At 64.4% G+C, this 13539-nt stretch carries 12 protein-coding genes; 7 read left to right on the top strand and 5 right to left on the bottom strand.

Features of this window, described 5'->3' with window-relative positions; translation table 11 throughout:
- Positions 1 to 137 precede the first annotated feature (137 nt).
- The 3 genes from LI72_RS14895 to LI72_RS14885 all read left to right on the top strand — a co-directional run bounded on the left by LI72_RS14895 (position 138) and on the right by LI72_RS14885 (position 2769).
- Entirely contained in the window at positions 138 to 755 is a 618-nt protein-coding gene (locus LI72_RS14895; RefSeq protein WP_033926750.1) for a LuxR C-terminal-related transcriptional regulator, read from the top strand.
- A gap of 208 nt (positions 756 to 963) precedes the next feature.
- Entirely contained in the window at positions 964 to 1746 is a 783-nt protein-coding gene (locus tag LI72_RS14890) for a bacteriorhodopsin-like (protein WP_052129953.1), read from the top strand.
- Positions 1747 to 1803: 57 nt separating this feature from the next.
- Positions 1804 to 2769: a Brp/Blh family beta-carotene 15,15'-dioxygenase gene (locus LI72_RS14885; RefSeq protein ID WP_081985060.1), complete on the top strand. Its 966-nt coding sequence runs from the start codon at positions 1804 to 1806 to the stop codon at positions 2767 to 2769.
- Here LI72_RS14885 and LI72_RS14880 read toward each other — a convergent pair.
- On the bottom strand, positions 2717 to 3094 hold the full coding sequence (locus LI72_RS14880) for a winged helix-turn-helix transcriptional regulator (protein ID WP_052129951.1): 378 nt from the start codon (positions 3092 to 3094) through the stop codon (positions 2717 to 2719). The two genes, LI72_RS14885 and LI72_RS14880, sit on opposite strands and share 53 nt — an antisense overlap.
- A 101-nt stretch (positions 3095 to 3195) precedes the next feature.
- On the opposite strand from LI72_RS14880, the gene LI72_RS14875 reads away from it, so the two are divergent.
- The gene (locus LI72_RS14875) at positions 3196 to 4044 is read left to right on the top strand and encodes an SDR family oxidoreductase (protein ID WP_033926748.1); all 849 of its coding nucleotides are present in this window, start codon (positions 3196 to 3198) and stop codon (positions 4042 to 4044) included.
- Between the two features lie 60 nt (positions 4045 to 4104).
- Here the strand turns inward: LI72_RS14875 and tldD are convergent, their stop codons facing one another.
- From tldD to LI72_RS14860, 3 genes are all read right to left on the bottom strand, one after another.
- Complete coding sequence (tldD, locus tag LI72_RS14870) at positions 4105 to 5529, bottom strand: metalloprotease TldD (RefSeq protein WP_033926747.1); 1425 nt, start codon at positions 5527 to 5529, stop codon at positions 4105 to 4107.
- 167 nt (positions 5530 to 5696) lie between these two features.
- Positions 5697 to 7025, bottom strand: a complete 1329-nt coding sequence (gene gltX / locus LI72_RS14865; protein ID WP_033926746.1) for a glutamate--tRNA ligase — start codon at positions 7023 to 7025, stop codon at positions 5697 to 5699.
- A gap of 993 nt (positions 7026 to 8018) precedes the next feature.
- The gene (locus LI72_RS14860; protein ID WP_033926745.1) at positions 8019 to 9674 is read right to left on the bottom strand and encodes an NAD+ synthase; all 1656 of its coding nucleotides are present in this window, start codon (positions 9672 to 9674) and stop codon (positions 8019 to 8021) included.
- Between the two features lie 153 nt (positions 9675 to 9827).
- On the opposite strand from LI72_RS14860, the gene LI72_RS14855 reads away from it, so the two are divergent.
- The 3 genes from LI72_RS14855 to hisN are packed head-to-tail and all read left to right on the top strand — an operon-like array spanning position 9828 to position 12406.
- Positions 9828 to 10763, top strand: a complete 936-nt coding sequence (locus LI72_RS14855) for a ribose-phosphate pyrophosphokinase (protein WP_033926744.1) — start codon at positions 9828 to 9830, stop codon at positions 10761 to 10763.
- 9 nt (positions 10764 to 10772) lie between these two features.
- The gene (locus LI72_RS14850) at positions 10773 to 11573 is read left to right on the top strand and encodes an arylamine N-acetyltransferase family protein (RefSeq protein WP_033926743.1); all 801 of its coding nucleotides are present in this window, start codon (positions 10773 to 10775) and stop codon (positions 11571 to 11573) included.
- Positions 11574 to 11620: 47 nt separating this feature from the next.
- Complete coding sequence (hisN, locus tag LI72_RS14845; protein WP_033926742.1) at positions 11621 to 12406, top strand: histidinol-phosphatase; 786 nt, start codon at positions 11621 to 11623, stop codon at positions 12404 to 12406.
- 85 nt (positions 12407 to 12491) lie between these two features.
- Here hisN and LI72_RS14840 read toward each other — a convergent pair whose 3' ends face one another.
- Positions 12492 to 13502, bottom strand: a complete 1011-nt coding sequence (locus LI72_RS14840; RefSeq protein ID WP_033926741.1) for a DUF6607 family protein — start codon at positions 13500 to 13502, stop codon at positions 12492 to 12494.
- Positions 13503 to 13539 lie beyond the last annotated feature (37 nt).

The raw sequence follows: 13539 nt of genomic DNA, 5'->3' as shown, positions 1-13539 counted from the left end.
TAATGGGTCAGCCAGGGGGCAAAGTCATTGCAAAGCACCGGCATTGGGCGTTGCAGGTGCGCACAATGCCCTGTACCCCCGAGGCGGGGGGCGAGGACCGTTGCGACCAAGCGACGGCAGCCCGAAAGCAGCATGACATGTCCGGCACGTTCGATGCGGTGGCTGACGGATTGATCGATTCAATCCGGCTCAGCCCGATAGCCGCGGTGATCAGCAACCCCCGGTTGGCAGACAACCCGATCATCGCGGTGAACACGCCGTTCTGCGAGTTGACCGGTTATGCCGTGTCTGAAATCCTCGGCCGCAACTGCAAGTTCCTGGCGGGTCCGGCGACCGAGCCATGGCTTACCAACCGGATCCGCGACGGAGTCGAACGCCACCGTCCGGTGCTGGTCGAGATCCTGAACTACAAGCGCGATGGCAGGGCCTTCCGCAATGCCGTGCTGGTTGCCCCGGTGTTCGATTCAGACGGCGCACTGACCTATTTCCTGGGATCACAGGTCGAGTTGCGTGATGACGATGCCGGCCCCAACAGCAACCGCCACCATCGCGCGGTCGATCTTGTCAAGACGCTGACCCCGAGGCAGCGCCAGATCCTGCAGCAGATCGCCGCCGGGCACCGCACCAAGCACATCGCCTACCGGCTGTCGCTGAGCGAGAAAACGGTCAAGATGCACCGGTCTGCGCTGCTCTCCAGGCTGCAGACATCCAACGTCGCCGACGTCATTCGCATCGCAGTCGAAGCCGGGCTTTAGACCCAGTACAGCCTAAAGACCGTATAGAATTGATCATGCCTCAACCCAATATCTGGGCAATCGATTCCATGTGCTTGGCATCGTACTGCACGATAACGGGTGATCTTCAGAACACTGTGGATGCATTTAGCAGGCAGGAAGCGCCAAGCTCTGTGGCAATGATGTTGTCTCAATCGTTCGTCGAACGCCATTTCCACAGGGGTCCAGCATGGATACAATTACAGCGGGTCAATATTTATTGGTCTATAACGCCTTTTCATTCACGTTTGCCGCGATGGCAGCCGCAACGTTGTTCTTCTGGTTCGGCCGCTCGCAGGTCGGCCCGGCTTACAAGACCGCGCTGACCATCACCGGTCTCGTCACCGCGATTGCCGCCTATCATTATCTGCGCATCTTCGAGAGCTGGTCATCGGCTTATGCGCTGACCGATGGCGTGATCAGCGCCAGCGGAAGGGGCTTCAATGATGCCTATCGCTATGTCGACTGGCTGCTGACCGTGCCATTGCTGCTGATCGAACTGGTGCTGGTGATGCGCTTGTCGCAGAGCAAGACTGTCTCGCTGTCGGTCCGGCTGGGTTCGGCCGCAGCGTTGATGATCATCCTGGGCTATCCGGGTGAAATCGCCGACGACAACACCACCCGCGCGATCTGGGGCACCTTGTCCTCGATTCCGTTCCTCTACATCGTGTGGGAACTGTTCAAGGGCTTGGGCGATGCTATCGAGCGTCAGCCCGAAAGCGCGCGTGGCCTGATCAAGCAGGCACGCCTGCTGACCTTCGCGTCATGGGGCTTCTACCCGATCGTCTACATGATCCCCTATACCAGCCTGTCGGGTGGTTCGGTCGAAACCGCGGTGCAGATCGGCTACACGATTGCCGATCTCGTCGCCAAGGTGGGCGTCGGCATCCTGGTCTACATGATCGCAGTGCGGAAGTCGGAAGCCGAATATGGCGATGCGGCTAAGCCGGTCCCCGTCGTGGTTGCTCAGTAAGGGCGAGTCATCGGCCAGCCGAGCCCCCAAGGTTCGGCTGGCCGATGGTCACCGATCATGGCCAGCGCGGCTTTCCCTTCTTCCCCATCCCCCTCCCGCCTCGGCACCGGCACGGTCGGCTGGATGCTGATGATCACCGCCATGGCCATCGCGGTATACTCCGCCGGGTTATTGCCTGAAACCGGCCAGGCCATCGCGGTGCTGTCCGCCACGCTGATGGTGGTCGGGATGCCACATGGCAGCTTTGATATCGCGCTACTGCAAAACGGCTCGGCCGATGACCCGGCAGCCCCGCGACGCAGCACGCTGATCGGTCTCTATCTTGTTTGCGCGCTCGCCATGTATCTGTTGTGGCAGGCCGCGCCCGCCTGGGGCCTGGGCATCTTCCTGCTGATGGCGGCGGTGCATTTTTCCGAAGACTGGCAGCGCTGCGGGTCGCGGTTCATCGCGACCGGAATGGCGCTGGCCTTTCTTTCGGCTCCGTCATTGTTGCACTCTGCAAGTCTTGCCAGCCTGTTTGCGGTGCTGTCGAACGACGCTGCCGCCAGACTGCTGGTCGATGTGATGGTGCTGATCGCACCGACAATGCTCATGCTGGCGATCGCTGGCGCAGGGATGCTGTGGCATGCAGGGGAGCGCAACCGCGCGTTGTCAGCGGTCTGCGGGCTGGCCGCGATGCTGGTGCTGCCACCCGTCCACGGCTTTGCGCTGTTCTTCTGTCTGGTGCATTCGCCGATCCAGTTCGGCGATCATTCCCGCGCACTGGGATTGCATGGCCTTCGCCAATGGGGCGGCACCGTGATCCCGCTGACCCTGGGCGGCCTGGGGATAGCGGTGGCAATCTTTGCCCTGAACCGGGGCGCGGTGATCACGCAGGATGTGTTTGCCGCCAGCTTTGTGGCGCTGTCCGTGCTCACCGCGCCGCACATGCTTGTACCTGTGATATTGCGGCTTATGGTGAGGCCAGGGCTCAAGCGGGGGGTGCGGCTGCGCCCGCGCCCCGGCTCGTCTGGCGATGCATGATCGCTGCGAGATTGCCCTCGATACACTGCGCCAGGGCCAGCACGTGGTGCGCGACCTCCCGGCCCATCGGGGTCAAATCATAATCGACATGCGGGGGGACCACCTGGTGCGCGGTGCGCTGGACCAGACCGTCTTCCTCCAGCAACCGCAGCGATTGGGTAAGCATCCGCTCGGACACCCCGCCGATGCGGCGGCGCAGCGCGCTGAACCGCATGGTGCCATCGAGCAGCGCGATCAGCACCAAAGATCCCCAGCGGCTGGTGCAATGGCCCAGCACCTGCCGCGATCCGCATTTTTCATTGAGCACATCGGGTTTGAATTCCACCGCAAACGCCTTTCTTCATACTTACAAAAATGTGGGTACTTACGTTTTGTGCGTATACTTCTATCTGCTTGCGGTCAACTGCACAGAAGGAGCCTTTACCCATGACCATCGCCATCACCGGAGCCAGCGGCCAGCTTGGCCGCGCCGCCATCGATTTCCTCAAGGTCCGTGTCTCACCCGCACTGATCGTAGCCCTGGCGCGTGACCCTTCCAAGGTTGGCGGCCTGGGTGTTGAGGCCCGCGCCTTCGATTACACCCACCAGCCCGATGCCCTGGCCCTGGCGCTTGCCGGGGTGGAGACCTTGGTGCTGATCTCGTCGAGCGATTTCAACGACCGGGTCGGCCAGCACCGCAACGTGATCGACGCCGCCGAGGCCGCAGGCGTCGGCCGGATCATCTATACCTCGATCCTCAAGGCAGATGTCTCGCCGATGCTGATCGCCGAAGATCACCGTGCGACCGAAGCGCTCATTGCAGCCTCTGGCCTGTCGGCGACGATCCTGCGCAACGGCTGGTACACCGAAAACTGGACCGGCACCTTGGGCGCCGCGCTGGGTGCCGGCGCGCTGATCGGCTCGGCGGGATCGGCCCGGTTCACGCCTGCCACCCGCGGCGATTATGCCCAAGCCATTGCCGTTGTCGCTGCCAGCGCCGACCATGCCGGCAAGACCTATGAACTGGGCGGTGACGAGGCTTTCACCCTCTCCGAACTCGCCGCAGAGGTCGCGCGCCAGTCGGGCAAGCCGCTACCCTACAATGATCTTCCGCCGGAAGAGTACCAGGGCATCTTGGAAAGCTTCGGCCTGCCTGCCGGGTTTGCTGCGTTGCTGGTCGATGTCGACGTGAAGGCCGCAGAAGGCTGGCTGGAAGATCCCAGCGGCGCACTGTCGCATCTGCTTGGCCGCCCCACAACGCCGATGGCAGCGGCGGTCAGCGCCGCGCTGGGCTGACGAATGATGCGCTAGATCGGTGGCGGGTAGCGGCTACGCCATGCCTGCCATCGATGGTGCCTACCCAGTCCCCCCTACCGTCAGTCCGCTGACCAGCAGCGTCGGCTGGCCCACGCCTGCAGGCACGCCTTGCCCCGCCTTGCCGCACATGCCGACGCCTTCGTCGAGCGCGAAGTCGTTGCCGATGCCGGTGACCTTGGTGAGCACGGTAGGGCCGTCGCCGATCAACGTCGCGCCCTTGATCGGGGCGCCCAATTTGCCGTTCTCGACGCGATAGGCCTCGGTGCACGAGAAGACGAACTTGCCCGAGACGATATCGACCTGGCCGCCGCCGAAGCTCTTGGCGTAGATGCCGTTTTTCACGCGCGACAACAGTTCCGCCGGGTCGTCGTTACCTCCGCGCATGAAGGTGTTGGTCATCCGCGGCATTGGGGCATGCGCGTAGGACTGGCGGCGGCCGTTGCCGGTGGGCGCGACGCCCATCAGCCGCGCGTTGAGCCGGTCCTGCATATAGCCGCGCAGAATGCCGTTCTCGATCAGCACGTTCTCCTGCGTCGGCGTGCCCTCGTCATCGATTGAGAGCGATCCGCGGCGGTTCATGATCGAGCCATCGTCGACCACGGTGACGCCATCGGCGGCGACGCGCTGGCCGATGCGGCCCGAAAAGGCGCTGGTGCCCTTGCGGTTGAAATCGCCCTCAAGGCCGTGTCCGATCGCCTCGTGCAGGATGATGCCGGGCCAGCCGGGGCCGAGCAGCACCGTCATCTCGCCCGCAGGGGCCGCGACGCTCTCCAGGTTGGTCAGCGCCTGGCCAAGCGCCTCGTCGATCGCGCGGTTCCAGGTCGCGTCGTCGAACAGGCCATCGTAGAGATAACGCCCGCCCATGCCGAAGCTGCCGACCTCGCGCCGTTCGCCGCTTTGGGCGACGATCGAGACGTTGAGGCGGACCAGAGGCCGCACATCGGTGGCGACGAAGCCATCGGCGCGCACGACCTCGATCACCGACCAGCTGCCGATCAGGCTCGCGGTCACCTGCGCGACGCGCGGATCGCGGGCGCGCGCGGCGGCGTCGATCTTTTCGAGCAGCGCGATCTTGGTCTCGAACGGAATGCTCTCGAGCGGGTTGCCATCGGTGTACAGGTGCCGGTTGTTCTGCCGGGGCGGGGGGGCAGCCTCGCCCTTGGCGGGATCGAGCAGCTTCAGAGTCTCGGCGGCGCGGCGGATGCCCGCCTCGCTGACATCATTGGCATGGGCAAAGCCGGTCATCTCGCCCGACACGCCGCGCAGGCCAAAGCCCGAATCGGTCGAGTAATCGGCAGTCTTCAGCCGTCCGTCATCGAAGACGAAGCTCTCGCTCGCGGCATACTGCAGATAGAGTTCGCCATCGTCGCATGCGCTCAGCGCATCGCGGGTGAGCCGCTGCGCAGCATCGGGGTCGAGCGCATCGGGGCGGTACAGGAACGAGCGGGGGTCTGTGATGGTCATGCCAGACATATGCGGCATGGGGAGGGATTATCCAAGGGTGTGCCGAGTATTCACCTTCTCGTCATTCCCGCGAACGCGGGAATCCCGCTTTGCGATTGCGCGGAAGAAAGAAGCGGGACTCCCGCCTGCGCGGGGGTGACGTGAACAGGGAAAGTGCGAGAGGCCCTTCAGCCCGCCAACCGCTCCAGGGCGCGATCCTTGCCGATCAGCGGCAACAGCTCGCTCATGTCCGGACCGTGGTCCATGCCCGTCAACGCACGGCGGAGCGGCAGGAACAGGCCTTTGCCCTTGCGCCCGGTGCTGGCCTTGAGCAATTCTGTCCAGTCCTTCCACACGGTGGGGCCAAACGCCAGCGGCTCGAGCGCGGCGCGCGCCTCTGCGAGATACGCGGCGTCCTCCGCCTCAGGCGCAGGTGCATCGATCGGCCCCTCGATCACACGCCAGTAATCCGCAACCTCGCCCAGGTGGGCGATATTGGGGCGAATGGCGTGCCAGGCGGCCTCGTCGACTTGGCACGGAAGCTGGTCGGCGATCGCGGCAAACTCGGCGGTGTGGACGAGCTGGCGGTTGATCCGCTCCAGATCCTCTTCGGCAAAGCGCGCAGGCGCGCGGCCGAAACGCGCGAAATCCAACGTCTCGAGCAGCGCTGCGCGGTCATGCAGCGGCTCGACCGGATCGGCGGTGCCCAGCCGCGCGAGCAAGGCAACGATGGCTTGCGGCAGGATGTGCTTTTCGCGCAATTCGCCCACGCCGAGCGAGCCCAGCCGCTTGGAGAGCTTGCCCTCTGCCCCCACCAGCAAAGCCTCGTGCGCGAACGCGGGCGGGGTGCTGCCCAAGGCGGTGAACATCTGCAGCTGCACGGCAGTGTTAGACACATGATCCTCGCCGCGCACGACATGCGTGATCGCCATGTCGACGTCGTCGATCGCCGAGGGGAGCATGTACAGCCAGCTGCCATCGGCGCGGCGGATGACGGGATCGGACAGGCTTGCCGCGTCGAATTTCTGCGGCCCGCGGATCAGGTCGTCCCAGGCGATGGCCTCGTCATGATCCAGCTTGAAGCGCCAGTGCGGGCGGAGGCCCTGCGCGTCCAACTCCGCTCGCTCGGCATCGGTAAGCTTGAGCGCGGCGCGGTCGTAAACCGGCGGAAGACCGCGGCCGAGCGCAATCTTGCGCTTGAGGTCGAGCTCCTGCGAAGTTTCATAGCACGCATAGACGCGGCCCGCTTCGCGCAGCTTGTCGAACGCGGCGTCGTACAGCGCGCTGCGCTCGGACTGGCGATATTCGGCATCCGGGGAGAGCCCCAGCCAGGAGAGGTCCGCGCGGATGCCCTCGACATATTCCTCGCGGCTGCGCTCCTTGTCGGTATCGTCGATGCGCAGGATGAAGCGCCCGCCCGTCTTCTTCGCCCACATCCAGTTGTGGAGCGCGGTGCGGATGTTGCCGATGTGCAGATGCCCGGTGGGCGACGGGGCGAAACGGGTGGTGACGGTCATGGGCGATCCGGCTATAGCAGCAACCGCGGCAGTCAAGACGCAAAGTGACGGAGGCGCGGTTCTATAATGAAAAGGCTTTGCCTGTCTGTTTTGTCGATGACCATCTGTCTGGCTGCGATATCGGCGTCACCGGTTGAGGCAACGATCTATTTCGAGGTCAAGAAGACCTGTCCGATCGGCAACGAAACATTCACGGCGAGCGAAGTCGGCAGCAACAGCACTTTTGGTCAGCGGCCCGATGGCAAGCCATACAGCCCTTTGCCGGTTGTGCCTTACCCCGAATGCCCCTCGAATGGATTTCCTCTTTTCGAGCAGGAATTCTCGCAGGATGCGCTTGCCATACTCGAACCCATCGTCAGGGGTGCGGATTTCCAGGCAAGCCGTCGATCGGAGACGCAACATTATCGTGTCTGGATCCTTCGGAAGGCTCTTGACGCAAAGCCGGGCGCGCTGGCTATCGATCTGATGGTGGCGGGCTGGGAGACCGACCGCAACCTTGAACGCAAGGCGCGTTACCAGAACGAATTTGTTACTGCCGTGACGAAGATAGAACGATCAGGCAATGAAGAGGAATGGTTCTGGTTGAATTTGCGCGCCGCAAATGCGTTGCGGGAGCTTGGCCGATTTGAAGAGGCTGTCGACCGCTTGAATCTTTTAGCGTCGCAGATCGACTTGCTGAAAGGCAAGCAGGCCCATGACAGTCTTCCTCCCTTTATCGCCAGTCTAAGGCAGCTGACCCAGGAGCGTAACCAAGCCTCCGAACCCGCAGGAGCAGTGCCTGACCAAGCCGGTGCTTTTCGCTGCGTTATCGACCAGGCCAGTCTCTCGCCCAGCGAGGTGACCGTTTGCAAAAGCCGAAGCATGGCGATGACCATCGCAGACTATGAATTTAGCGACGGTGGCCGCATCATAAAGGGTGCGGATGCAATCCGAGCGATCCGCACGCAAAGCCTGAGCTTGTCCGAACCGGACAAGCATTACGCCCGGCCGCGTCTACGCCGTCCGGAACCGGTTCGTGATCGGATAACGCCGGTCGCGGCCGAAGTTGCGGATGCCGAGCTTCACGCCGGGAGGCGCCTGGCGGCGCTTGTATTCGGCCAGATACAGCAGGCGCTCGATGCGCGCGACCGTCGCATGGTCGAACCCGCGTGCCACGATTTCGGAGACGCTCAGCTCCTCTTCCACCAGCGCGTGCAGGATGGGATCGAGGATTTCATATGGCGGCAGGCTGTCATCGTCGCGCTGGTCGGGGCGCAGTTCGGCGCTGGGCGGCTTGGTGATCACGCGCTCGGGCATCACGGGACCATCGGGGCCGAGCGCCAGCGGCGGCTTGTGGGCATTGCGCCAGCGGGACAGTTCGAACACCGTCAGCTTGTAGGCGTCCTTGAGCACATTGTAGCCGCCCGACATGTCGCCATAGATGGTGGCATAGCCGACGCTCATCTCGCTCTTGTTGCCGGTGGTGAGCAGCATCGGGCCGAACTTGTTGGAGAGCCCCATCAAGGTCACCGCGCGGATGCGCGACTGGATGTTCTCTTCGGCAAGGTCCGGGTCGCGCCCGGCAAAGCTGGGGGCGAGCATCGCATCGAACGCTTCGACCGCGGGCTGGATCGGGATGCTGTCGAGCCTGCACTGCAGCAGCCGTGCGCACTCGGCTGCATCATCGAGGCTCTCCTGGCTGGTATAACGGCTGGGCAGCATCACGCACCACACCCGCTCGGCGCCCAGCGCATCGACGGCAACGGCGGCCGACAGCGCGCTGTCGATGCCGCCCGAAAGCCCCAGCACGACGCCGGGAAAGCCGTTGGCGTTCACATAATCGCGCAGCCCCACGATCATCGCGTGATAGGCATCCTGCGGATAGGGATCGAGCGCGTGGATCTCGCCGGGCGCGCAATGCCATCCGGCCTCGCCCCTGGTCCATTCGGTGCGCACCGTGGCAGGCTCCCAGTCGGGCAGCTGGTGGCTCAGCGATCCATCGGCATTGACGACGAACGAGGCGCCATCGAACACCAGCTCGTCCTGCCCGCCGATGCGGTTGAGGAAGACGAGTGGCAGCCCGGTTTCGGCGACGCGAGCGCGCGCGACATTGTGCAGGCGGCGCTCGTCCTTCTCGATCTCATAGGGGCTGCCATGCGGCGCGATGAGCAATTCGGCACCCATGGCCTTCAGATGGCCGCAGACGATGGGGAACCAGATATCCTCGCACAGCGGCAGGCCCAGCATCATGCCGCGGAAGGGCACTGGCGACTGCAGCGGGGCGGAGGCGAACAGCCGCTTCTCGTCGAACGTGCCGTAATTGGGCAATTCGTGCTTCAGCCGCACGGCGCAGACCGTGCCGCCGTCGAGCAGGGCAATGCCGTTGTACAATGCATTTTCGCGCGCGAAGACGCTGCCCACCAGCATTGCTGGGCCGCCATCGGCGGTGGCGGCCGCCATCCGCTCCAGCTCGGCTGCGGCGCGCGCGATCAGCGCGGGTTTGAGCACTAGATCCTCGGGCGGATAGCCGATCAGCTGCAGTTCGGGGAAAACGACCAGGTCGCTGCCTTGCGCCTCGGCGCGGGCGGCAAGCATGGCATCGGCATTGCCGGCGAGGTCGCCGATGGTCTGCGAACACTGGACGAGGGTGATGATAAGCCGGTCGGTCATGGCTGCGGGATAGGGGCTGGCCGGAAGGGCGGCAACCAGTTTTGCCTCGGTCAGGGCTCTGTTGAACCTTTCATCAAAGTTTCATCTTCCGGTTTGCGGGGCTTCTGGTTAAGGGGACGGCGTTCGATCAGGGCGACGGGGAAGCACGATCACATGAAAATCCTGTCTGGCAACAGCAATCTGCCGTTGGCGCGCGCCGTGGGCGCCTATCTGGAAATGCCGCTTACCGATGCAAGCGTGCGGCGCTTTGCCGACGAGGAGATCTTCGTCGAAATCCATGAAAACGTGCGCGGCGAGGACGTGTTCGTCATCCAGTCGACCGGCTATCCGGCCAACGACAACCTCATGGAACTGCTGATCTGCATCGATGCCTTGAAGCGCGCCTCGGCGCGGCGCATCACCGCGGTGATCCCCTATTTCGGCTATGCCCGGCAGGACCGCAAGCCTGGGCCGCGTACGCCGATCTCGGCCAAGCTGGTTGCCAATCTGATCACCAAGGCAGGGGCCGACCGCGTGCTTTCGGTCGATCTGCACGCCGGCCAGATTCAGGGCTTTTTCGATATTCCGACCGACAACCTCTATGCCGCGCCGGTGATGGCAGCGGACATCCAGGCGCGGTTCGGCGAGCACAAGCTGATGGTCGTGTCACCCGACGTCGGCGGCGTGGTGCGCGCGCGGGCGCTGGCCAAGCGGCTCGACAATGCGCCGCTGGCGATCGTTGACAAGCGCCGCGAGCGCCCCGGCGAATCGGAAGTGATGAACATCATCGGCAATGTCGAAGGGCGCTTCTGCATCCTGATCGACGATATCGTCGATTCGGGCGGCACCCTGTGCAACGCGGCGCAGGCGCTGAAGAACGCAGGCGCGGTGGATGTGGTGTCCTATGTCACCCACGGCGTGCTGTCGGGCGGCGCCGTCGCGCGCGTCAACAACAGCGCGCTGAAGGAACTGGTGATCACCGATTCGATCCAGGCGACCCAGGCCGTCGTCGCATCGGACCGCATCCGCACGCTGCCGATGGCGGCGTTGATCGGCGAGGCGATGCGCCGGATCGCCGACGAAAGCTCGGTCTCCAGCCTGTTCGATTGATCGCGGGACTTGTCCGGCTTTCTCCAGCGCTATCTGACGTCCGTCGGGCTTGCCGAACGGCCGGCTGCCGATCTTGCCGGGCTCGACGCCCTGCTCTGGGCGCAGCGGCTCGCCATCCCCTATGATGCGCTCGATGCGCGGCTGGGGCGCGGGGTCGCAATCGATCCGGATGCCGTGGCCGACAAGCTGCTGTCCGGCACGCGGGGCGGCTATTGCTTCGAGCTCAACCCGCTGTTCGCTCGCGCGCTGGCCGAGATCGGCTTTCAGGTCGAACCGCTGCTCGCGCGCGTCTGGTTTCGCCAGCAACCCGATGATCCGGTTCCCCCGCGCACGCATATCGTGCTGGCGGTGACGATCGATGGCGAACGCTGGCTGGCCGATGCCGGGTTCGGCGGCGGCCATGTGCCCGCGATGCGGCTGGCTGAAGGCGCAGAGGCACAAGGCAATGACGGCGCGGTCCACCGTCTGCGCCGCGACGATACGTTCGGCTGGATGCTCGATCGCCATTTTGGCGGGGAGGTTCGGGCGCAATACAGCTTCACCGACGAGTTCGCGCATCCTGCCGACATCGCGATGTCCAACCACTGGACCGCGACCTCGCCCGAATCGCGCTTCATTCGTAACGTGCTGGTCAGCCAGGTGACACGCGACGGGCTCAAATCGATCACCAACGACCAGTTCAGCCTCCAGCGCGGCGGTGAGACCGAGCGGATGACGATCGCAGGACCAGAGGCGATGCGCGTGCTGCTCGCTGAAGAATTCGGCATCGTGCTGACGGACGACGAGGTCCGGGCGCTCGCCGCATTCTGACCATATCGGTCTGGCCAAGGCTGGCGCGACGCGATAGCACCGCAGCCATGATACACAGCAAGGACATTGCGCTGGCCGAACGGCTGGCCGAAGCGGCGGGCGAGGCGATCCGCCCCTTCTACCGCTCGAACTTCACCACCGATCGCAAGGCCGATGCCTCCCCTGTCACCGAGGCCGACCGGGCGGCGGAAGCCGCGATGCGCGCGATCCTCGATGCCGAAGCGCCGCGCGATGGCGTGATCGGCGAGGAATATGGGGAAAAGCCGGGCACGACCGGCCGGGTCTGGGTGCTCGATCCGATCGATGGCACCACCAGCTTCATCGCCGGACGGCCGATCTTCGGCACGCTGATCGCCTTGATCGCCGAGGAATGGCCGGTGCTCGGCGTGATCGACCAGCCGATCGGGCGCGAGCGCTGGGTCGGCGCGACAGGGCGCGGCACCACCTTCAACGGCCAGCCGGTCAGGGCGCGGCTGTGCCCGGATATCGAGGACGCGGTGCTCGCCACCACCAGCCCGCATCTGTTCAGCGACCACGACGCGATGCATTTCATGGCGCTCGCCAAGCAATGCGATACGCGCCGGCTGATCTGGGGCGGGGATTGCTACAATTACGCACTCGTCGCCCAGGGCTCGGTCGATCTGGTGTGCGAAAGCGGGCTGAAGCTGCATGATTTTGCCGCGCTCGTCCCCGTCGTCGAAGGCGCAGGCGGGCATATGTGCGACTGGAACGGCGATCCGCTGCACAAGGGCAGCGATGGCCGCGTGGTCGCGATGGGCGATCCGGCGCGGCTGGAGGATGTGCTCGCGGCGCTGGCGCAGCACGATCATTGAACCATCATCCCCTGCCCCGCCATGTCCAGTGAACAGGGCAGGGGAATGACGGCGCTCCGCCCGGCAATTGACGGAGCGCCGACCCTTATTGGCCGGTGCTCGCGACCCGCCGTGCACCCGCCATCCGGGTATTGTCGTCGATCAGCTTGATCGCTTCGGCCGTGGCCTTGCCTTCCGTCAACTTGCCCTCGACAATCTCGTCGGCCATGGTCAGCAGGCGGGCGCTGATGATCGTGCCGGCCTGTGCCTCTTCCTGGATGGCGATGCCGCCCTTGGTCGCGGCCACCTTGTCCCAGGCGGCGCGCACGGCCGCCCAATAGCCCTGTGTCGCCGCCCAATAGTCGTCGGCGGCCTTGACGTTATAGCCATCGAACTTGGTGTAGGTGTTCAGCACATATTCCTGCACGACCGGCTGCAGCGCGCCGTCTTTCAGGCCCATCTTGATATTGTCCTGCCAGTGCACCCAGCCATCGGGCGTCGGCTGGTGGCGGTTGATCGCGTAATAGCGGTCATAGACGGGGTTGCGCACCGCATCGCGGCGAGCAAGCGGCCGCCAGGTCCAGTTGGAGCGCCAGCGGCGGATCCCGCCCTGCTGCTCGAACTGGCCCCACCCGGCATAGCGTGGGCTGTCATCGACCTGCCAGACGGTCTGCGACCAGCGACCCCGGCGCATCTTCTCGGGCACGTCCTCCCAGGTCCAGGCATTGCGGTCGGAATAGACCAGAACCTTGGCGGGCTCATATTCCCAGTCCTGCCGCCAGTGCTTGGTGATGTGCGGCTTGCCCTCGTGCTCGGACACCAGGATGTGCTGCAGCACGATGCGGCGGCCGGTGTCCTCGATCACCCGGACGACCTCGTGCCCGCCCGAGATCTTGCGGTCGAGCGGGGCATAGCCCGGTTGCCAGGGCGTGGCTTCCTGCATGTCGAAGCGGACCTTGAAATTGCCCGCCATCGCCAGAATGTCGGCGCGGTCGGCCTCGAAGGCGGCGGCTTCTTCCTGCGCTGGCCGCTCGGCGATCGGTGGATGGGCAAGGGCGGCGGTGGAGGTCAAAGCGAGCAGGCTGGCTGCGGCAAGCGAGATGATCTTCATGGTCATGATCAAGTCCCCTGTTCTAGGATGCTAACGGTATTGC

Origin of the sequence: Sphingomonas sp. 35-24ZXX (assembly GCF_000786215.1) — a bacterium.
In the GTDB taxonomy this organism is placed as follows: Bacteria; Pseudomonadota; Alphaproteobacteria; order Sphingomonadales; family Sphingomonadaceae; genus Blastomonas.
This window is presented reverse-complemented; position numbering and strand designations above follow the sequence as displayed.

What these genes read in the sequence shown, in the direction of transcription:
- LI72_RS14875 (WP_033926748.1), top strand. Translation starts at nt 3,196, where the DNA reads ATGACCATCGCCATCACCGGAGCCAGCGGCCAGCTTGGCCGCGCCGCC.
- LI72_RS14840 (WP_033926741.1), bottom strand. Translation starts at nt 13,502, where the DNA reads ATGACCATGAAGATCATCTCGCTTGCCGCAGCCAGCCTGCTCGCTTTG.
- LI72_RS14855 (WP_033926744.1), top strand. Translation starts at nt 9,828, where the DNA reads ATGAAAATCCTGTCTGGCAACAGCAATCTGCCGTTGGCGCGCGCCGTG.
- LI72_RS14885 (WP_081985060.1), top strand. Translation starts at nt 1,804, where the DNA reads ATGGCCAGCGCGGCTTTCCCTTCTTCCCCATCCCCCTCCCGCCTCGGC.
- LI72_RS14860 (WP_033926745.1), bottom strand. Translation starts at nt 9,674, where the DNA reads ATGACCGACCGGCTTATCATCACCCTCGTCCAGTGTTCGCAGACCATC.
- tldD (WP_033926747.1), bottom strand. Translation starts at nt 5,529, where the DNA reads ATGACCATCACAGACCCCCGCTCGTTCCTGTACCGCCCCGATGCGCTC.
- LI72_RS14890 (WP_052129953.1), top strand. Translation starts at nt 964, where the DNA reads ATGGATACAATTACAGCGGGTCAATATTTATTGGTCTATAACGCCTTT.
- gltX (WP_033926746.1), bottom strand. Translation starts at nt 7,025, where the DNA reads ATGACCGTCACCACCCGTTTCGCCCCGTCGCCCACCGGGCATCTGCAC.
- hisN (WP_033926742.1), top strand. Translation starts at nt 11,621, where the DNA reads ATGATACACAGCAAGGACATTGCGCTGGCCGAACGGCTGGCCGAAGCG.
- LI72_RS14895 (WP_033926750.1), top strand. Translation starts at nt 138, where the DNA reads ATGTCCGGCACGTTCGATGCGGTGGCTGACGGATTGATCGATTCAATC.